The sequence below is a fragment of the Elizabethkingia bruuniana genome (genome assembly GCF_002024805.1).
Classification (GTDB): domain Bacteria; phylum Bacteroidota; class Bacteroidia; order Flavobacteriales; family Weeksellaceae; genus Elizabethkingia; species Elizabethkingia bruuniana.
Genome location: NZ_CP014337.1, coordinates 2,361,362 through 2,383,071, shown reverse-complemented (window position 1 = coordinate 2,383,071; position 21,710 = coordinate 2,361,362). Strand labels below are relative to the sequence as shown.

At 34.1% G+C, this 21,710-nt stretch carries 18 protein-coding genes; 13 read left to right on the top strand and 5 right to left on the bottom strand.

What is annotated here, in order from left to right; translation table 11 throughout:
• Entirely contained in the window at positions 1-633 is a 633-nt protein-coding gene (locus tag AYC65_RS11110; RefSeq protein WP_021346471.1) for an alpha/beta hydrolase, read from the bottom strand.
• A gap of 198 nt (positions 634-831) precedes the next feature.
• Here AYC65_RS11110 and AYC65_RS11105 point away from each other — a divergent pair, with 198 nt between their 5' ends.
• Positions 832-1,782: an isopenicillin N synthase family dioxygenase gene (locus tag AYC65_RS11105; RefSeq protein WP_034871049.1), complete on the top strand. Its 951-nt coding sequence runs from the start codon at positions 832-834 to the stop codon at positions 1,780-1,782.
• Between the two features lie 144 nt (positions 1,783-1,926).
• A complete protein-coding gene (locus AYC65_RS11100; RefSeq protein WP_034871048.1) occupies positions 1,927-2,793 on the top strand; it encodes an ATP-grasp domain-containing protein in 867 nt (288 codons plus the stop codon).
• A gap of 66 nt (positions 2,794-2,859) precedes the next feature.
• Here AYC65_RS11100 and AYC65_RS11095 read toward each other — a convergent pair whose 3' ends face one another.
• The 3 genes from AYC65_RS11095 to AYC65_RS11085 form a co-directional block, all read right to left on the bottom strand.
• Positions 2,860-3,501, bottom strand: a complete 642-nt coding sequence (locus AYC65_RS11095; protein WP_034871153.1) for a peptidase associated/transthyretin-like domain-containing protein — start codon at positions 3,499-3,501, stop codon at positions 2,860-2,862.
• A gap of 125 nt (positions 3,502-3,626) precedes the next feature.
• Entirely contained in the window at positions 3,627-4,922 is a 1,296-nt protein-coding gene (gene tyrS / locus AYC65_RS11090) for a tyrosine--tRNA ligase (RefSeq protein ID WP_034871047.1), read from the bottom strand.
• 101 nt (positions 4,923-5,023) lie between these two features.
• On the bottom strand, positions 5,024-6,337 hold the full coding sequence (locus tag AYC65_RS11085) for a hypothetical protein (protein WP_034871046.1): 1,314 nt from the start codon (positions 6,335-6,337) through the stop codon (positions 5,024-5,026).
• Between the two features lie 192 nt (positions 6,338-6,529).
• Here AYC65_RS11085 and AYC65_RS11080 point away from each other — a divergent pair, with 192 nt between their 5' ends.
• The 9 genes from AYC65_RS11080 to AYC65_RS11045 all read left to right on the top strand — a co-directional run bounded on the left by AYC65_RS11080 (position 6,530) and on the right by AYC65_RS11045 (position 17,662).
• Complete coding sequence (locus tag AYC65_RS11080) at positions 6,530-7,090, top strand: RNA polymerase sigma factor (protein WP_034871045.1); 561 nt, start codon at positions 6,530-6,532, stop codon at positions 7,088-7,090.
• Positions 7,083-7,955 carry a lipoyl synthase gene (lipA, locus tag AYC65_RS11075; protein WP_009085387.1) on the top strand — a complete coding sequence of 291 codons (873 nt, stop codon included), beginning with the start codon at positions 7,083-7,085 and terminating at the stop codon, positions 7,953-7,955. The genes AYC65_RS11080 and lipA overlap by 8 nt, the downstream gene beginning before the upstream one ends.
• 410 nt (positions 7,956-8,365) lie before the next feature.
• Entirely contained in the window at positions 8,366-9,922 is a 1,557-nt protein-coding gene (locus AYC65_RS11070; RefSeq protein WP_034871044.1) for an AraC family transcriptional regulator, read from the top strand.
• A 27-nt stretch (positions 9,923-9,949) separates the two neighbouring features.
• Positions 9,950-11,533 (top strand): tetratricopeptide repeat protein, encoded by a 1,584-nt coding sequence (locus AYC65_RS11065; RefSeq protein WP_234300307.1) that lies wholly within the window; start codon positions 9,950-9,952, stop codon positions 11,531-11,533.
• A 17-nt stretch (positions 11,534-11,550) separates the two neighbouring features.
• A complete protein-coding gene (locus AYC65_RS11060; protein ID WP_034871043.1) occupies positions 11,551-13,089 on the top strand; it encodes a helix-turn-helix domain-containing protein in 1,539 nt (512 codons plus the stop codon).
• A gap of 505 nt (positions 13,090-13,594) precedes the next feature.
• A complete protein-coding gene (locus AYC65_RS21185) occupies positions 13,595-13,723 on the top strand; it encodes a hypothetical protein (protein ID WP_257788239.1) in 129 nt (42 codons plus the stop codon).
• Positions 13,724-13,775: 52 nt separating this feature from the next.
• A complete protein-coding gene (locus AYC65_RS11055) occupies positions 13,776-15,362 on the top strand; it encodes a hypothetical protein (RefSeq protein WP_034871042.1) in 1,587 nt (528 codons plus the stop codon).
• Positions 15,363-15,577: 215 nt separating this feature from the next.
• A complete protein-coding gene (locus AYC65_RS11050; protein ID WP_034871041.1) occupies positions 15,578-16,411 on the top strand; it encodes a dienelactone hydrolase family protein in 834 nt (277 codons plus the stop codon).
• Positions 16,412-16,414: 3 nt separating this feature from the next.
• Positions 16,415-17,662, top strand: a complete 1,248-nt coding sequence (locus AYC65_RS11045) for a CinA family nicotinamide mononucleotide deamidase-related protein (protein WP_034871040.1) — start codon at positions 16,415-16,417, stop codon at positions 17,660-17,662.
• A gap of 96 nt (positions 17,663-17,758) precedes the next feature.
• Here the strand turns inward: AYC65_RS11045 and AYC65_RS11040 are convergent, their stop codons facing one another.
• Entirely contained in the window at positions 17,759-18,478 is a 720-nt protein-coding gene (locus AYC65_RS11040) for a hypothetical protein (RefSeq protein WP_034871039.1), read from the bottom strand.
• Positions 18,479-18,737: 259 nt separating this feature from the next.
• Between AYC65_RS11040 and AYC65_RS11035 the strand changes: the two genes are divergently transcribed.
• Together AYC65_RS11035 and AYC65_RS11030 are read left to right on the top strand one after the other, a co-directional pair.
• Positions 18,738-19,406, top strand: a complete 669-nt coding sequence (locus tag AYC65_RS11035) for a head GIN domain-containing protein (RefSeq protein WP_034871151.1) — start codon at positions 18,738-18,740, stop codon at positions 19,404-19,406.
• 151 nt (positions 19,407-19,557) lie between these two features.
• Positions 19,558-21,621, top strand: a complete 2,064-nt coding sequence (locus tag AYC65_RS11030) for a M13 family metallopeptidase (RefSeq protein ID WP_034871038.1) — start codon at positions 19,558-19,560, stop codon at positions 21,619-21,621.
• Positions 21,622-21,710: the final 89 nt, after the last annotated feature.

Below are 21,710 nucleotides of genomic sequence, written 5' to 3'. Positions count from 1 at the left end.
TTAAGAAAGAAACGCCATTAAGTCCATGTAGTTTTTCTGATTGATATTGTGCCCGCTTACATATTCCCGGAATGAGAAAAAACATCCGAGATCATACAGCATATCTGCCGCCGCTCTCCCCATATCCAAAGGAATTACAGCATCTTCCATTCCGTGGGAAATAAAGAAACGCATTTCTGTAAATGCTTTTTTATCCTTGCTGATATTCTGAAGAATCTTAGTCTCCGGATAAGCACTAAGTATCGCAATTTTATTAAAGAGTTCAGGATACGTTAATGCCATAGAATAGGATAAAATACCACCCTGACTGAATCCCATTAAATGAGTTCTTTCAGTAAGCTGATATTCCTCTTTTATATCTCTTATCAGGTTCAGAATGCTTTTCATAGCATCAGTGGCCTCTTCTATATCGATAAATCTGTCTGCAGAAGAAAAATCTATATCGTACCAAGAATAACCTCCGTAAGGTGAATCCTTAGGGGCTCTTAGGCTAACGATTAACCAGTCTTCCGGCAGAGTAGGTACAAAGCTAAAAAGGTCTTCTTCATTACTTCCATAACCGTGAAGCATAACCAAAAGTTGTGTTTTTGGAGTGATAACTTCAGGTTTTCTCACCAAATAATTTATGTTCATACCACAAATATAATTAAGTTAAGCAATATTTCGATTAAAGATAGGTTAAGATCGTGTTTTTTAGCTAAAAGCTGCATCTGTGCTTTATATACAAGGTATTTTAGTTTATTAAATGATAACTTCAATAACTGCTTCAGTAATTATTTCATTTATATTAAAAAAATGTAAATTTACAGCACGAAAATTTCTAAATATAAAATGGATAAAATCCCAAGTGTAGACCTGCGTGATTTCCTTTCGGATAACCCGGAACGCAAACAGAAATTTGTAAATGAAATCGGAAAAGCTTACGAAGAAATTGGATTTGTTGCCCTTAAAGGACACTTTTTGGACGACAATCTGGTAGACAATCTCTACGGAGAAGTAAGAAATTTCTTCGAACTGCCACTAGAAACTAAACAGAAGTACGAAATCCAGGGAATTGGAGGACAACGTGGTTATGTTGGTTTTGGAAAAGAAACGGCAAAAGGTTTTAAAAAGGGAGACCTTAAAGAATTTTGGCATTTTGGACAATACCTTCAGGAAGGTTCCAAATATGCAACTGAGTACCCAGACAATGTAATTGTAGATGAGCTACCTAAATTCAACGAAGTTGGAAAAGAAACTTATCAAATGTTGGAGAAAACAGGACAGTATGTATTGAGAGCTTTGGCTCTTCACCTTGGACTGGACGAGTTTTATTTTGACAAGTATATTGCAGAAGGTAATTCAATCCTTAGACCAATTCATTATCCGCCAATCACTCACGAACCAGATGATGCGGTACGTGCTGCTGCACATGGAGACATTAACCTTATTACACTTCTTATGGGAGCACAAGGGAAAGGTCTTCAGGTTCAGAATCACAATGGTGATTGGATTGATGCTATTGCTGAACCGGATGAATTAATGATTAATGTTGGAGATATGTTATCCAGACATACCAACAACAAACTGAAATCTACAATTCACAGAGTTGTTAATCCGCCAAGAGAATTATGGAGTACTTCCAGATTTTCTATTCCTTTCTTTATGCACCCGGTGAGCGAAATGCCACTAAATGCATTAGAAAAAACGATTGACGAAAACAATCCTAAATTGTATCCTGATACAACTGCCGGAGAATTCTTACATGAAAGACTTGTAGAGTTAGGATTGATTAAGAAGTAAATTTAATTACTTAATAATAGCAGAGCCTCCCGGAAAAGGGAGGCTTTTGTGTTTTAAAACTGTACCTATTTAAAATGGTAAAACTGGTACTGTGTTTATCGATTGCTCTCTCTTAAATTTGCTTTATCAAATACAAACTGAATTATGAAATTAGCATTTGTAGGTAATAAGTTACAGGAAAAGTTTTCCACGGGAACAACTAATGATGAAGATACAGATTTATTGAATTTTCTGAAAGAAAAAGGACTGGATATTAGTTTAGTCATATGGAATGACAACAATATAAATTGGACAGATTATGATGTAGTTATTATAAAATCCCCATGGGATTATCATGAGCATGTTACTGAATTTTCGGATTGGCTGGATTCTCTTCACAAGTTGCAGATTAAAGTTTTGAACCCTGTAGATACTATTAAATGGAATAGTAATAAACATTATCTTAAAGATATTAATGGCAAAGGACTTCCAGTGATTCGGACGGAGTATATTTCTAAAGGAAACGAATTCCGGGATGAGTTTTTTGAAATGTTTGATACGGATAATCTTGTTGTAAAACCTTGTGTAAGTGCTGGAGCCAAGAATACAATAACAGTAAGTAAAGAGACTATTTCCGATAAAAGAGCTGAAATAAATACTTTGATTTCGGAAGAAGATTATATGGTTCAGCCTTTTGTAAATGAAATAAAAGAAGGAGAGTGGTCATTTCTGTTTTTTAATGGTAAGTACAGTCATTGTGCATTGAAAAAGCCAAAGCAGGGAGATTTCAGAGTGCAGCATTATCACGGTGGAAGCATCAGTTATCCTGAGGCGGATCCGAAACATATAGCTCAGGCAGAAGAGTATCTGAAAGTAGTTCCTCAACAAACACTCTATGCCCGTGTAGATGGAGTACTTATAAATAATACATTTCAGCTAATGGAGTTAGAACTTATAGAACCTTATTTATTCTTAAACTCGGATGCCGCATTATTCGAAAACTATTATCAGGCTTTGTTGCAGCATATTTAATTTGATAAGTAAATAGTAGTAATAAGTGGAAAGGGGTTGCTTTTTTTAGAGGCAGCCTCTTTATTTTTATTTCAGTTTTACTTTTACAACCTCTCCATCAGCCTTTACTTCAACAAAAGTTTCTAAAAATTCATTATAGTCTTTACTGTAAGAACTCGGGGAGTAGTAGTCTATTCTGCCATAATTGTCATAGCCACTTCCTGTATATTTATTATAGTTGTAATTCAGGCTATAATCCATACTTCCGTAAAGATAATATTTCCCGGGCTTCATATTGGGAAATGTGAATTCTCCATCGCTATTGGTAATAGCTTCTATACGATATCTCATCGCATTTCTGTCCATATAAACGTACCTGTTTTTCTTAGGGTTATTCTTGCTTTTATCACTCCAAAGCTTGTAATATTCTTCAAAGTAAGGTGTAACAGGGAACAGAATTACTTTTATTTTATTGGCTTTTACTTTTCCTAATATTTTCATTCCGTATCCATTCTTTTGTCTGGTAAAAGCTTCACCTACAATTGTTCCCTTTCCTAATGCAAGCATACTTTTGGCTTGTAGCGAATCAAATTTCTGAGTAGGCATTGTAATTACTTCGGAAGCTTTTCTCTTGGCAGCTTCTTTGTCTGCTTTTTCAGGTTCTACATATTGAGCCTTGATAATAAGCCCAAAGAATAATAAAGATATTAAAGGAAGTATTTTTTTCATTTTATCATATTTTTTGAGTGTTATGAATGTGAAATTAGAAAAAAGATATAATACCACAAAAACATTTTTATATAAAAAAGCCACCTCAAAAGAGATGGCTCATTGTTATTAATATAATTTATAAATTATACAGTCTTTACAATAAAGTAACTTTTCTTTCCTTTTTGTAATAAAAGGAATTTTCCGTCAATAAGATCTTTTTCTGAAACTTCAAAAGTATCATTCACTTTCTCTTTATTTACAGAAATAGCATTTCCGGTAAGTTCTCTTTTAGCTTCACCTTTAGATTTAAGGAATCCTGACTTATCTGAAATAAGATCTACAATATTGCTTCCGATAACTTCAGATTTTGCAACTTCTTTTTGTGGAACACCATCAAAAATCTGAAGGAATAGTTCTTCATCAAGGCTAACCAAGTCCTCAGCAGTAGAACGTCCAAATAATATTTCAGAAGCTTTAAGAGCTCTTTCATATTCATTGCGGCCATGTACCCATACCGTAACTTCTTCAGCTAATTTCTTCTGAAGTTTACGTTCATGCGGAGCTGTTCTGTGCTCTTCTATTAGTTTTTCTATTTCTTCTTTTTCAAGGAAAGTATAGAACCTGATGAATCTTTCACCATCTTCATCTGTAGCATTTAACCAGAATTGGTAGAATCTGTATGGAGAAGTTCTTTTAGCATCCAACCAGTAATTTTCTCCGCTTTCAGATTTTCCAAACTTGGATCCGTCTGCTTTAGTGATTAATTTAGTGGTAAGTGCAAAAGCTTCACCCTGTGCTTTTCTACGGATAAGCTCAGTTCCTGTGGTGATATTTCCCCACTGGTCAGAACCTCCCATTTGTAGTTTTACACCTTTCTCTTTATATAGATGCAGGTAATCATAACCTTGCAATAACTGATAAGTAAACTCTGTAAAGCTCATTCCATCGGCACCATCTTCTCCCGAAAAACGTTTTTTCACAGAGTCTTTTGCCATCATGTAGTTTACAGTAATGTGCTTTCCGATATTTTTTGCAAAATCAAGGAAAGTAACATTTTTCATCCAGTCGTAGTTGTTTACCAGCTCAGCTCTGTTAGGGCCGTCACCTTCAAAATCTAAAAATCTTGACAGCTGATTTTTTAAACAGTCTACGTAATACAATAGGGTCTCCTCATCTAACAGATTACGTTCTGCGGACTTGCCGGATGGGTCACCTATCATTCCTGTTGCACCGCCTACCAAAGCAATTGGTTTGTGGCCGTGACGTTGAAAATGAGCCAAAATCTTAATCGGAATAAGGCTCCCAATGTGTAACGAATCTGCTGTTGGATCGAAACCGATATAGGCTGTAGTCATCTCTTTGTTGAGTTGATCTTCAGTCCCCGGCGTCATGTCAGCCCATAGCCCGCGCCATTTCAGTTCTTCAATAAAAGCATTCATTATATAAAAATTTTAAGATGCAAAGGTACAAAAATGCTTTTGCACAGGCTTATAAAAATATTTGATTTTTTCAGGAACTTTAGATTGCTGTAGTTTGTATACTAAAGGAAGTAAGTATATTCTAACCAAACCGTGTTTTTCCTGTTATTATCGTACCTCTGATAAGACTCCAATAATCCTTTATCGTTCAGGTGATATGTCGCTTTTCTTACATTATTGTCTCTTGTATATTGACTTTCATATATTACTGGTGATTTTTTCTCAATTCTGTATTTTGTTTCCTGCATTAGTTTTCCGTCCTGATAAACAGTGCTGGTATGGGTAAACGGAAAATCATTGGCATTACCACTGCAATTAGACGTTTGTATAATATTGTCTATATAGAAATTGGTACAAGATTTCTCTATTTTTTCATCAGTAGCAGCATTCATATTATCACTGTTATCGTCTTTCATTATAATATAGCTTTTACGTAATAGCTCATTTTTTTCCAGGTGGTAAATTTCAGTTTCCATGCCTCCACCCAAATCGCTGGAAGTAATCATTCTGTCATTATCATAGCTTATATTTGTAGTATTTACAGGTGTCTGGATGTTTGTAAGAATACCATCTTTATAGGTGAACTTCTGAACAGTTTTTTCATCAGATCTGTATTCTGTAATGGTAATGGGCTGACCTAATTCATTAAGCTCTGTAACCAGATATTTTTGCTTTTTGCCATTATCTCCTGTAATATAGGTGGTAATTGTTTTTACTTTGGATTGGTCCCTATTGAAAAGCATTTTATTTTCAATAAAGCAAATTTTGGGTACAGCGAGATGTTGTAAGTATGACTGCATTACTTCTGCTGATTTTTTTGTGAAATTATTTTTACCCTGTAAAGATTTAACTTCCTCCTTATATTTTTTGCTGTTCGTGATATAGGAAGATTCTTTTTTCTGTCCCAGCTGAGTTGCAACAAATTCTGTCGCCATTTTTTTTCCCTCCCTTGCTACAATATTGTCATTCATCTTTCCACTCCAGTAGGCAACGGCCTGATAAGTATTGCCATCACCCGTAAGATCAATATATTGCCCATTTTCAGCAAGTACATAGGTATAGCTGTATAACTGAATAATTTCCGGAGTGTTTTTACTGAAATTCTTTATCAGTTCATTCTTCTCCTGATCGTCACCTCCTACTGATACCCCCTTCATATTGGGAGCAACATCTATTAATAAAACATAAGCTTTGCCTGCTTTTAGTTTTAAAGTATCGGCTTCAGATTTATCAGAAGCAGTATCAGTAACTCCTGCAATATCCACCATTGTAGCTTTTCCGGAAGATTTTTTAGGTTGTTTTTTTGTGGTTTTTCTCTGTGCGGAAATGCCTATTGTTATAGCGCAGATTAAAAATATACTTAAAGTTTTTTTCATACTATGGTTGTTCTTAATTTGTATTACAGCTGTTTTTTCAGGCTGTTATTCTGTGTTAAATTAAAGAAAAAAAATAAAAGAATCAGATGACTATCGTTATCATCACTTATGGCGATATGGAAAAACGAAAAATACTGACTTTTTTTTCAGCAAACTCTTCAGTATCTTTGTATTGTTTTTTAGAAAAAAGTTTTGAACGAGGAATCCTTAATCCATCTTATCCGGAAAGCACAAAGTAAAGATCAGAAGGCACAAACCCAATTGATCAATATGTTCTGGGTGGATGTTTTTTCTTTTATAATGAAGAAAGTTCAGGATGATATCCTTGCAGATGAAATTACAGTAAATGTATTTTCCAAGGTTTTAACGAAGCTGGATTTATTCGATCCGAGTTTTCAGTTTAAAACGTGGATTCTGACGATTGCCCAGAATACTGTGATCGATTACTGGAGAAAGAAAAGCCGTGAAGCAGAAGATGCAACCGGAGATCTGGAAGAAGTGAAAAATGTTTTTGTAAAATCACCGGAAGAACTATTGATTTCTGAAGAAGAAAATGATGAGATCCTACAAATTGTTGCCTCTATGGATGCAAATTATCAGGATATTATCAGACTTAGATTCTTTGAAGAAAAGAGTATAAAAGAAATTGCTGAAGAGCTGAATCTCTCAGTTGCTAATACTAAAGTCAGAATTATGCGGGCGAAAAAGGTATTGGCAGAATTATTAAAAAATAACGAGTTATACAATGAGTAACGAGACATTAACTAACGATACTACAACTCAAAAACCTAAATGGATTAGGGTAAAGCTACCAACAGGGAAAAATTACCGCGAGTTAAGAACACTTGTAGATAAGTACAAACTAAATACAATTTGTCAGAGTGGAAGTTGCCCTAATATGGGGGAATGTTGGGGAGAAGGAACAGCAACTTTTATGATTCTGGGGAATATCTGTACCAGAAGCTGTGGATTTTGCGGGGTGAAAACCGGAAAGCCGCTAGATGTTAACTGGGATGAACCTGAAAAAGTAGCCCGTTCCATCAAGTTAATGAAAATCAAACATGCTGTATTAACTTCTGTAGACAGAGATGACCTGAAAGATATGGGATCTATCCTGTGGGCAGAAACAGTAAATGCAGTACGAAGAATATCTCCGGGAACAACAATGGAAACATTAATTCCGGATTTCCAGGGAATAACAAAACATATTGACAGGCTTATAGAGGTAGCTCCGGAGGTAATTTCCCATAATATGGAAACCGTGAAAAGGCTTACCCGTGAGGTGCGTATTCAGGCAAAATATGAAAGAAGTCTGGAAGTACTTAGATATATGAAAGAGGCAGGACAGCGTCGTACCAAAACCGGAGTAATGCTGGGATTGGGTGAAGAAAAAGATGAAGTATTCCAGACTATTGAAGATATCAGAAATGCAAATGTTGATGTTATTACACTAGGGCAATACTTACAACCTACTAAGAAACACTTACCGGTAAAAAGATTTATTACACCGGAAGAGTTCGATGAATATGGAGCTTTTGCGAGAAGCCTAGGCTTCAGACATGTGGAAAGCTCTCCATTGGTGCGTTCTTCTTATCATGCAGAAAAACACATCCACTAAAATTTAATTTGTGAAATGATACCCTTCGGAATTCCGAAGGGTATTTTTTTAACCTGTGATTTTATAGGGTATACAAGCTATAACTTATGGTAATAACCTCATTTATAAAATCTTATTGCTATTTTTATTTGGTATACCAAGGTATTATATTTTATATTTTTTTAATATAAGCATGTGCTTTTTTACACTTATATTTATTTAAATAACAGGTGTAAGTTATTTTTATTCAATATGTTTTTGTTATAAATACATTGTTTGTATACATTTGCAGTCTGAATTGACTATTGTGTACAGATAAATGTATATTGTAATTTTCTTTTAGGGAAATTAAGATGGATTGCTGAGCAAAATCTGAGATCATAAGTTAATCTTGCTAAAGTTGTACAAACTCGTTAGGTTAAAAATACTTTATGTTGAAGATAAAAATTTGCTTTCTTGGTCTGTTTCTTACGCTAATAGTGAAAGGCCAGGATGCTGAAGCTTTTAATAAAATATATGTAAAAACATATCTTGAAACTTCTCAGAAAGATTTCAAAAAAGCCTTGGCTGTTTCAGACTCTCTCTTTAATATATCACAAACCCCTTTGTTACAGACAAAGAGCCTTATGCTTTCTGCTACTTTATATCAACAGACTCATGATCTTAAAAGATCCGTAGATTATGCCTTGAAAGCAGAAAAAATTATAGAACAGACAAGTGATGCATCTTGGAATACACGGGTTTTGGGTTTTCTTTCCACTCAGTATCGTCTTTTGGGCCTGTTCAATAAATCCAGAACTTATTCGGAAAAAGCATTGGAGTATGCCGGAAAAATAGAAAATAAAGAAGCAGCTAGTAGTGCCAAAGGTCTTGTGTCGCAGGAATTGGCTTATTATAATATAGCAGTTCAGAAATACCAAAAGGCTATCGAAAATATAGAATCTTCTCAAAAGTATTTTGATAACATCAGTCAGAATAAAGATTTTATGACAGCTGGTAATAAGCAACTTTTAGGCTTGTGTTATTATAATCTAGGGGATACAGGGCGTTCCCTCAAATATTATAATGAAGCCTTAACGTTACTGAAAGACGGACCGGAAAATTATCTTACCGGAATTGTTTATTCCGGAATTGCCGAGGTATATATGAAGACAGATGAATTGGATAAAGCTAAGGAGTATCTGGATAAAGCTGTGAAAATAGCAGATAAATCAGAATATCTGCAGCTGAAAAAAGAAGTTTATAAAAGAACCCAAGAGTATTACAGCAAAGTACAGGATATTGAGAACCTTCGTAAAATAAATGATAAAAAAGATGTTGTAGAAGAGAAAATTTCCAAAAAAACAGATGCTTTTATCAATAATGCTTATGTTCAGTTAGAAAATAATAATATTAAAACAAAAGAAACCGGCTCTCTGAGAAATATTGCTATCCTTATGGTTGGTTTAGGTATTTTGTGCGGGATATTAATTTTTACATTCTACCGGAGGAGACAAAAGCAGCAATTGGTCAGAATGCAGTATATTCTGGATCAGCATAAAAAAAGGCAAAAAGAATCTTATGCATCTTTAAATTCATCTGCACCAGAACATAGCGCTGCAAAAGAAAAAAGCACACAGATGATGCCTCCGGAAACGGAGAGTGCTTTGCTGGAAGCTTTGCACAAGTTTGAAAAACAGCAGCTTTATAAAGATAAAAATGCTTCACTATCCTATGTAGCCTCTTATATGGAAACCAATACAAAATATCTTTCTTATATCATTAAAAAACACAGGCAAAAAGATTTCACAAGCTATATCAATGAACTCAGAGTTGATTATATCATAGAAAAACTAACGACAGATCCCATATACAGACAATACAAGATAAGTGTGCTTGCAGATGAAGCCGGCTTTTCTTCGCACAGTAAGTTTGCAACAATTTTTAAAAATATAACAGATGTATCTCCGTCACATTTTATTAATTACATAAACCAGAAGAAGGTCTGAAGCTTCTGCAAACTTTAGATTTATAAAATGCTAATAATACAAATGATGCTTCGGAAAATTTATACATGTACGACAGTTCTTTTTTTATTGTCATTGCAAGCACAAAATGCTAAAAGCTATGATAAAGTATATTCTAAAATACTGCATGAAACCTATCATAAGAACTTTGATAAAGCTATAATTGCTGGTGACTCACTATATAGAAGTTCAGCTAAACCTGCATTTCAGGTTAAAAGTCTTATGCTATTAGCGCAATTATACCAACGAAAAGGAGAGGTAGAGAAGGCTGTTAGTTATGCGGAGAAGTCGGAAGATATTATAGAGAAGTACCAAATTTATGATTATAGTGCAAGGGTATTTGGCTTCCTGGCGTCACAATACAGAATTATCAGTCTGTATGATAAATCAAAATCTTATACTGAGAAAGCACTTAGTGCTGTAAAGTATATCAAAGATCCTGCTGAATCGGATAATGTAACGGGGTTGATGCTGCAGGAATTGGCCCATTATGATATTAAAACGAAACAATATAAAAAAGCAATTTTTAAATTAGAAAAAGCTCAGGAAAAATTCAGTCTTCTTCGTGAAAAAGATTTCTTTACGGCTACAAATAACCAACTGATGGGTGTCTGCTATATTGGTGCAGGAATGTATGATAAAGCAATTACTTATTATAAAGAAGCTTTGGTATATGCAAACAAAAACATTCCTAAAAGTACTTTGGCAGGAAAAGTGTTTCAGGGCTTAGCACTGGCTTATGTTCGGAATGGAGAGTTGGACGAAGCAAAAGAATATCTGGATAAAGCTGAAGATTATGTGAAAGATTCCAAGTATTTGGGACTTAATCAGGAAATTTACAGTACTTCACAGGAATATTATGCTAAGAAAAATGATGCACAAAATTTTACATTAGCAACGGAAAAAAAGGATTCTTTATCGGAACTGATTTCTTCTCTTAATACGAGTTTTCTGAATCAGCAATTCTCTAAGCTTGAAAAACAGAATACAGAACAGGAGAAAAAAAATTTCACTAAAAGTATATTTATTGCAGTAAGCGGTGTTTTCATTATCGGAAATCTGCTGTTCTTCTTTTTCTACAGCAGAGCAAAGAAGAGACAAATATTAAAAATCAGAAATATTTTAAAAAATCTTAAAGAAAAGAATAATGAACAAGCTGAAATAGAAGTGACAGGGAAATCCGATGATAATACAGATGCTGGTACAACCCTAATGTCTTTAGAAACGGAACAATTGCTTTTGACAAAACTTGAAAATTTTGAAAGAGAACAATTATTTACAGACAAAAAAGTTTCACTATCCTATGTTGCAACTCATATAGGAACCAATACAAAATATTTGTCCTTTGTTATAAAAAAATACAAAGGGAAAGATTTTACTACTTATATCAATGAACTCAGGATCAATTATATCTTGGATAAACTTAATACGGAACCTGTATACAGACAATATAAGATAAGTACACTGGCTGAAGATGCCGGCTTTTCTTCTCACAGTAAGTTTACAACAATTTTTAAGAGTGTTACGGATGTATCTCCGTCACATTTTATTAAATATATTGAGAATAAAGACAATCAGAGTGTAACCGAATAGTTTGATGATTAAAAGCTATGATTTATAAAATTTATTTACTTGTTATATGCTTTTTCGTATTATTAGTGAAAGCTCAGGATTATGAAGCTTATAGCAAAGTTCATGAAAATATACTTCATAAGATAGCTCAGGAAGATTTTGATAAAGCAATTGTAGCTGCAGATTCATTGTATAAGAGTTCTGTTATACCTGCATACAGAGTCCGCAGCTTGTTACTCATAGCAACACTATATCAACAGAAAAATGATATGGATAAAGCAATAAGTTATGCTGAAAAAGCTGATGAAATTATAAAGATTACCGATGATTATGCATGGCAAACCAGAGTAAATGGTTTTCTGGCATCTCAGTACAGGTTTCTGAAACTCTATGATAAATCCAGATATTATTCCCAAAAAGCATTAGCAACAGCAAAGAAAATCAGTAATCGTGTTGATGCTTTTAAGGTTCAGGGACTTATAATGCAGGAACTAGCTCATTTTGATTTTGAACAACATCGTTATAAAGAAGCTATTGATAAATATAAAAAAGCCCAGGGATATTTTGATAAACTTTCCTCAAAAGAGTTTTTTACAGCTTCCAATGATCAATTGATGGGAGTATGTTACATTAATATCGGAGAATACAAAAAAGCCATCGCCTGCTATAATAAAGCATTACTCTTCACAGATAAGGAAATGCCGGGAAGTGCTTTGGCAGGAAGGATCTATCAGGAGCTGGCATTGGCTTATATACGGAATGATGAACCGGATAAAGCTAAAATCTATCTGGACAGGGCTGAAGAATATGCCCGAAAGTCTGTATACATAGATCTGGATAAAGACATTTATCACACGGCACAGGAATATTATACTAAGAAAAAAGATGCAAAAAGAATTTTTGCAGCTACAGGAAAAAAAGATTCTCTTTCTGCAGAAATAGAAGATCAGAATGCGGAGCTTATTAATAATAAATACCTCAACCTGGAGAAAGAAGGTGTGGAGAAAACTAAAAAAGGACTCACTAAAAGTATATTGATATATGTGACTGTTCTTTTTATATTGGGAAATATATTGTTTTTCATTATATACAGATACAGGCAAAAAAAGCGTATCAATAAAATTCAAGATATACTGAATAAGCTTGCTGAAGAAAATAAATTGGTGCAAACCAATCCAAAAAAATCTGATAATAATACAACTTCAGTCATGTCGGAAGAAACAGAAAAGACACTTCTGGAAAAACTAAATATATTTGAACAGGAAGTACGGTTTATAGATAAAAATATGTCTTTGTCCTATATGGTAACATTTATGGATACCAATACTAAATATCTCTCTTATATTATTAAGAAATATAGAGCGAAAGATTTTACTACTTATACCAATGAGCTTAGAATTAATTATATTTTAAAAAAATTAAGTGCCGAACCTATATACAGACAATATAAAATAAGTGCATTAGCTGACGAGGTAGGAATAAGTTCTCATAGCAAATTTACAACTACCTTTAAAAATGTTACAGGTGTTTCGCCTTCGGAGTTTATTAAGTTTATTAGTAAAAATGAAGATCACTGATATTTTTTGTGTTTTAAATCTATCAGATTATATCTCCTAAATACAATTCATACCATAGTACAAGTGCTTTATTCATCTGTTGATTTTTTTTATCCTCATTCTGAATAATATAATAAAAGCGACTACAAAATAGCCCTTAATTATATTTTACAATTTTATATTACTGATTATCAGCTATATAGTAAAAAGTTGTTTTTTAACTTCTATTTGCCATTTTCCGGATTTTGACAACAGTAGTACTTCCGTGGTAGTCTTTATTACTAGTATTTTTGCACGTCTTTATCGATCGCCAAAGACAGGTGATAACAAACATTAGATTTAATTGTACAGGATACTCTAAATAATAAACTTTATCAGAGTGTCTAAATAATATTATGGTCAGTAGACAAAAATTACTGTCCGGTTATTTCTAGCGCTCTTATCCCATAAAGAAGAAGATTACAACACAAACAAATGTATAATGAATGATTTAAAAAAAGAGGAGTATATATCTCCAAAATTTGACATGTTCCTAATAGAAATGGAGCAAGGAATAGCTGCTGGTTCGGCTAAAGTGCTTCCACCAAATTCTGGTGGCCAAGTTCAGGAAGAGTGGACTCAGGGTGATGACGATAACAGATCCATTGAATGGTAGGTATCTGGATTGAAACAAACAAATATGAAATAAATCTATTACCTCAAAAACAATGAAAAACTTAAAAATAACAACTGCGGTTTTTATGTTATCCGGTTCACTTTTGATAACATCGTGCAGAAGCTCTGATAATGCTGTAGATAATTCCGGTGAAAATTTAATTACTAATGGTTCTGCTCTTATAAAGATGAACTTGCTCGGAAGTGAATATGAAACGGAAACTATCTCTACACAGGCATCTGTTAAAAATACAGGTGTATCTTCTGTTGTAAAAGAGCAGGTAAGTACATTTATGGCAGGTGAGCAACCTGTTATTGCTACGCTTACACCTATTACTTCATCAGCAATTGCTCCGCAAGCATCAGTTAATCCTATAGCAGATGTTATTAGGAATCCATTGAAAGGTCCTAATGTAAAATATCGTGTTATTGCATACAGGACAAGTACAGGAGTTAAAGTAGCAAGTAATGTCTATACAATAGACGCTAATGGGGTTTCTACGGCAGATACTGGTGATATGATGCTGGATGGAGATACTGAAGCAACTAACAAATATGATTTTGTGGTGCTGTCGTATAATAATTCTACGGCTCCGGGAGATGTTACAGGAAGCATTTCGACTGCGACACTACCAAGTATTTCGGGAGATAATGATCTAATGTATTTCCGTACTAATAATGTAAGGGTATCCAAAGGAGATAATGTTTTGAATATTATACTGGCACATAAATTCAGTCAGATTACTACGGTTATAGATGCCTCTGCTGTAGCACCAGGAACTCCAATTTCTTCTATAGGAAGCGGAATAGTATTAGATAATCATAGAAGAAATGGTAACAGTATGGCTTTATCTACTGGTGTAGTTAGTTTTGGTGGTACATCTGCAACTAAGTCTGTTAACTTTACTCCTCCTACATCAACTAGTGCAATATGGACAAGTAATCCTACACTAATTGCTAATCCCGGTATTTTGGCAACAGATATGTCTACGTTAATATTTCCTGACTCTGCAGCTGGAACAATTACCGTAGGGGCTAAGACCAAAAGAAATTTTTCTGTTAATAATCTGGTAGTTACTCCAGGAGTGAAATACAATCTTAAGTTGAAGTTTGCGTGTACGATGGATGCAACACCAACCTGGCCTTTTAGTATGTCTGATTCCGGATCAGGAACAAGACTAACAAGAACATTTAATGCACCAGCTGCAGATGCTGGATTTGTATTTGACATCTATGAACTGGATAATTCCTTCAATATGAAGGTTAACGGAGTAGATTTAGCAACTCAGGAAATTCAATTTCAGTCAGGTGTAGATAATTATCCAAGAAATATCTGGTTTAAGTCAGACAAGAAGCAATGGGGGGATACCGGAATTTCTCAGATTTATTCTTTAGGAAGTTCAACAAACACAACGCCGATTATCAGAATTACAATCGGTCCGGATGGTTCAGTTTCTATGATGGGGAGAAGAACAATTTCTTCAGGTCTAGAACCTCTTGAATTATATGGTGGCACCCGTTTCAATACTGTTACATGGAAGACTACAGGTTCAAATACTGTTGAGGCAACTATGCTGGTAACTGGGGCTACTGTAATGAGAGGTTTAGGTGTAGGTAAGAAAATAATAGCTTGTCAATAATAATAAATTCAATCACTTATTACTTTCCATAAAGAAGAAGAAAAACTGTTAATATCCGGTGCTTATTTGTCATCATCCTATTTTTGTTAGTTAACAGTCTGAAGGCAGACATCCGAAGGGATGTCTGTTTTTATTTTCAGTGATTAATAAAAGAATATAAATAGGCTTTATTAAAAGCATATTTTTTAATTTTACTTTACCAAAAAAACAATAATATGAAAATACAAATCTTATCCGTGTCTTTATTGCTCTTGTTGTCAGGGACAATAGCTTGTAAGAAGACACCAGAGAATACTGACGCTAAATACACAAAGAATCTTCAGAAAGAGATTGTTGCCGAAGATCTTACGTATTCCGAAAATGGTAAAACATTTAAATCTTTTCTGGCCTTTGATAAAAGTAAAGCTGGAAAATTACCTGTGGTTTTTATTATACCGGAATGGTGGGGCATGAATGATTATGTGAAAAACCGCGCAAAGCAATTAGCAGATTTAGGATATATAGCGATAGCTGTGGATATGTATGGTGATGGAAAAGTAATAGGTAATCCAGATGATGCCGGAAAGCTGGCGAAACCGTTTTATGGTAATGCAGATCTTGCAAAGCAAAGTTTTGAAGCTGCATTGAAACAGATAGAAAAAAATGAAAAAGCTGATACAGGGAAAATGGCAGCAATAGGTTATTGTTTTGGTGGGGCAATGGCTCTTAATATGGCCAGAATTAACGAACCGCTGAAAGGAGTCATTAGTTTTCATGGAAATCTGATGACTGGTGTAAAACCAACAACTAACAGTATACCTGTGCTCGTACTGAATGGAGAAGATGACACATTTGTTTCTAAAGATGAAATTGCATCTTTTAAAAAACAGATGGATTCTGCTGGGGTTAAGTATGAGTTTGTTAACTATCCTGGCGCAATACATTCTTTTACCAATCCCGATGCTACGGCAGTTGGAAAAAAATATAAACTGAAGGTTGCATATAATGAAGCCGCAGATAAAGCTTCATGGAAAGAAATGATAACCTTTTTTAATAAAATCTTTAAATAAAAATTGAAAACAGCGACGATTATTACTATTGGTGACGAGATTTTGTCTGGAAACACCGTAGATACCAATTCTAACTTTATAGCACAGCAGCTAAAAGATATCGGAATAAAAGTTCAGCAAATCTTCACCATTTCTGATGAAATTTCTGAAATAGAAACTTTTTTAAAAATAGCATTAGAAAACAGTAATCTTGTAATTACAACCGGAGGCTTAGGGCCTACAAAGGATGATAAAACCAAAAAAGCCTATGCCGGATTTTTTCATGATGAATTAATTTTTTCAGAAGAACTCTATGAGAAATTAGGAAAATACTTGGAAAAAAGAGGCCGTCTTGAACTATTAGAACGTAACAGAAATCAGTGCGAGGTATTATCAAAAGCTACAATTTTTGATAACCATTACGGTACAGCACCATGTCAGATGATGGAACAAAACGGTAAATTTACTTTTTGTTTGCCCGGAGTACCCTTCGAAGTAAAACCATTAATAAAGGATCAGATTATACCATTCCTGAAGCAGCAATGGGAGCTTAGTTTTATTCATACCCGTATTGTAAGCGTGGTAGGAGTTCCTGAAAGTTTGTTGTCCGATACTATTGAAGACTGGGAATTGGCGTTACCTGAAAATGTGAGTCTATCTTATCTTCCGGTAGGAACAAGAGTGAAACTTAGATTAACAGGAACCGGAGATAATCAAGCTATACTTGAAGAACAGCTGGAGCAGCTGATACAGCCTTTGAAATCTCTAATTGGAGATCATGTAATTGCCTGGTCCGAAGATGCTATAGAAAATATTCTGGCCTCTATTTTATTCGATAAAGGATTAACAGTTTCTACCGCCGAGAGCTGTACTACCGGACAATTAGCCAGATTACTGACTTCTGTTTCAGGAAGCAGCAGTTATTATAGAGGAGGGGTTATTCCTTATTTTACTGAAATGAAATCACAGTTGTTAAATGTTTCGGAAGATACTATCAAGGAACACACTGTAGTAAGTAAAGAAGTAGCTATAGAAATGGCAAAATCCTGTCAGAAAATTTTTAGTTCTGATATCGCAATATCCTCTACCGGTGTTTCAGGTCCCAATAAAGGGGAAGATGGTAAAGATGTAGGAACTGTATATTATGCAATAGCAAAAGGAGATGAGATAAGGGCTTTTAATTTATTTCTGCCCGGTTTTGAAAGAAATGATTTTGTGAATTTTGTATCTCAAAAAATTATAGAAACGCTTATTGTCTGGTTGGAAGAATAAAGAGTCTTACCATATACTAAAACAAAAAGAGGCATTGAATTAACTAGTGAGGAAATTAAACCAGCTAATAAAATTTAGCTGGTTTAATTTTAATTTCTATTTATAAATCTTCAATATTTGTTTTATTGAGTCTGTTTTTAGATCTTTATATTCAATTGCAGAACTACTTTTGTCAGCATAGAAGTTAGTTGTATTTTTGTTGGCGTTTAGAGATAACATCATTTTTCCGTCCGTAGTTTCGCCAGCAAAAAGAGACCCGTTTCCTCCTGTCTTTTGTACCAATATACCGGTTGAGAAATTGTTAAATCCTTTTTCAGAAGCTAAAAGATGCACCCCCTCTCCAGTACTGTTGTCAAGACCTAATACAGCTATTTTTCTTTTGTTATAGTAAGTAATTCCTCCTCTTTCATCACCATTTTCATCATTAATATATAAACCATACGGTTTTTCATTTTGAGTACGTATTATTTTTTTTCCATTAAACTGTGCAGTTCTAGAGTGTCCCAATAAAACTTGATCATGTCCATTTTCATCTAACACCAAAACTCCTCCCAAAGAGTCTTTTCGAATTCTGGATTTTGTTTTTGAAAAATCAGAAGCTATAATGATACGATCTTTACCCATACCATCTTCTACAATAATGTTTTTAACACGAATAGATGAGAATTTTGCTTCAGGATTAGTGCTAAATGAATAAGCAAAAAAAGAAATTACAATAATGAATAGACTAAAGGATAGTATTTTATTCTGGTTTTTTATTTTCTTGATTTCTCTATGAAGTTTTTCTATAGAATTCTGATTTTTTTGATTTTCCATTTTATTTGTTTTTATATTATTTTATAAAAAAGGTTTGAGGTTTTATCTATTATTAAAGATTAGTGAATTTGGTATAACATCTTTAAATATAATGATTTGTTTTTATTCTGTAAATGTTTTATCGGGTTGAAGGGTGAAGAGGTTAATGAGTGATTATAGTTCCTGATTTCTATACCTGCTATTCGAGTATTAAGATTCTTTAATATTTTTCTAACATTTTATGGCAGGAATATTGCGGTCTGCTTTTAAAATAACTATTATGAAAAATATTATAGCAGGCGCTATCGCCATAGTTGCAGTTCAGTTTTCTTTTGCTCAAACGGTTAAAAACGTTGGGACATTCAGTTCTCTGAAAGTTTACGATAAAATTCCGGTAGTATTAATTCCTTCTACATCCAATAAAGTAGAAGTGAATGGGAAAAAATCTTCAGATGTAGAGGTTGTCAATAAAAATGGAGAGCTAAAAGTAAGAATGACAACAACTAATCTTTTACAGGGAGATGATGTAAAAGTAAGGGTATTCTATGACAGGCTGAACGATATTCAGGCTAGTCAGGGAGCGACAGTAAGTAATGAAGGAGTATTAGAAGGAAATAAAATTGTACTTACAGCCAATGAAGGTTCTTCAATTATTATGGGGCTTAAAGCTAAGACACTGGAAGTGAAATCTAATACAGGCGGGCTTATAACATTATCCGGTCATGCCAATAATCAAAATGCAATTGTGAATACAGGGGCTAAATATTATGGAAAACAGTTGGCAACTACGACTACTAGTGTTACAGTAAATGCAGGAGGTGAGGCAGAGGTTTCGGCAACGGAATCAGTAGATGCTAAAACGCGTGCCGGAGGTAATATTACAGTATATGGAAATCCTGCAGATAAGAAAACTAAAAAAATTGCCGGAGGTAATATTAGTTTCAAATAAATTAAATATAGAATAAGAAAAAAAGCTGCTGTGAAACCTCACAGTAGCTTTTTTATGAATTAAGATATAAACAAAAATAACAGGTTATAATTATGTTAAGAATTGTTTAAAAATTATTAATATCTTTATCTGATTGATTAAATCTGTGTATATGAAAAAAATAACTTTTGCAGCATTAGCATTTTCTCTTTGTTTTACAGGAGTTCAGGTGAATGCTCAACAAAAAAAAGGAAAGACTGTGGCGACTAAAACGCAAAAAGACGAAGGGCTAGATCTTAGCTACAGAGATACATCTGTACGCCCGCAAGATGACTTCTTTAACTATGTAAACGGTGGTTGGCTGAAAACCGCAAAAATCCCTTCTGACAAATCTAGTTGGGGATCTTTTAATCAGTTAAGAGAAGATACAGATAACAACTCTATGAATATTCTGAAAGAGATTCTGAAATCTAAATATCCTGCAGGATCTGAAGGTCAGAAAATTCAGGCACTTTATACAACATATACTGACTGGACTAAAAGAAATGCTTTAGGAATATCTCCAATTAAAGCTGATCTTGATAAAGTAGATGCTATTAAAGATCTAAAAAGTTTCCAGCAATATATCGATCAGGCAACCCTTACAGGTGATAATCCATTCTATGGATGGGGAGCTGGTGCCGATATGAAAAACTCCAAAATGAATGCAGTTTATTTGGGAGGACCAAGATTAGGATTAGGTAAAGATTATTACCAGAAAGAAAATGAAGCGAATACTGCGATTTTAGCAGATTATAAAAACTATATTACAACATTATTAGGTGTAATTGGTTACCAGAATTCAGCATCAGTAGCTCAGAATGTTTTAGATTTTGAAAAGAGAATGGCTAAAACATTATTAACGAATGAGCAGGCAAGAGATGCCAATCTTCGTTATAACCCTAAGACGGTTGCTGAACTTCCTGCTTTGGTTAAAAATGTAGATCTTCCAGACTATTTAAAAACAGTTGGCGTAAATACTGACAAAGTAATTATAGGTGAAATTAACTATTATAAAAACCTGGATTCTTTTATCAATCAGGAAAACCTTCCTTTAATTAAAGATTATCTTAAATACAGAATTATAGCTTCTAATGCTTCTAATCTGGATCAGAAATTGGATGATATTCAGTTTAATTTCTACAGTAAGAGAATGCAGGGCCAGCAAGAACAGAGATCTATGGATAAAAGAGGTTTATCTTTTGTAAATGGTATTGTAGGTGAAGCTTTCGGAAAACTTTATGTAGAGAAATATTTCCCTGCAGAGGCAAAAGCGGAAATGGTTGTGTTAGTAGATTATGTTAAGAAAGCATTTGCAAGCCGTATTAAAAAACTAGACTGGATGTCTTCTGTAACTAAGGAAAAAGCATTGGATAAACTTAATAAGTTTACTGTAAAAGTTGCTTACCCTGATAAATGGAAGGACTATTCTAAATTAACATTGAAGTCTGATGCAGATGGTGGTTCACTATATAGCAATCTTCAGGAGATTTCTAAGTGGCAGTACCAGAAAGGTCTTGAAAAAGTAGGTAAACCTGTAGATAAGACAGAATGGGGAATGACACCACAGACTGTTAATGCATATTATAGTTCTTCAAACAACGAGATCGTATTCCCTGCAGCTATTCTTCAGCCTCCTTTCTTCAACTTTAAAGCAGATGCTGCTGTTAATTTTGGTGGAATCGGAGCTGTAATTGGACACGAAATTTCTCACGGATTCGACGATAGTGGTTCCCGTTTTGATGGTGATGGTAACCTGAACAACTGGTGGACAGACGAAGACAGAAAGAAATTTGAGGCTGCAACTCAAAAATTGGGGGCACAATATGATACTTATGAGCCTGTAAAAGGATCTCACGTAAATGGTAAATTTACAATGGGAGAGAATATTGGTGATTTAGGAGGTGTTAATGTAGCTTATGAAGCTTTACAAATGTATCTGAAAGATAAGGGGAACCCTGGTAAGATCAGTGACCTTACTCAGGATCAAAGATTCTTTATGTCTTGGGCAACTGTATGGAGAACTCTATCTACTGACCAGTACAAAGTGAATCAGGTTAAAACTGATCCGCATTCACCGGGAGAGTACAGAGCTTTTGCACCGTTGGTAAATGTTGATGCATTCTATAATGCCTTTGATATTAAACCAGGAGATAAACTTTATAAAAAACCAGAAGACAGAATTAAAATCTGGTAATTATAAACCATAAAATAATACAAAAACCACCTGAAAGGGTGGTTTTTACTTTTTATAGTAATAAAAATGTTAACTTAGTCAACCATAAA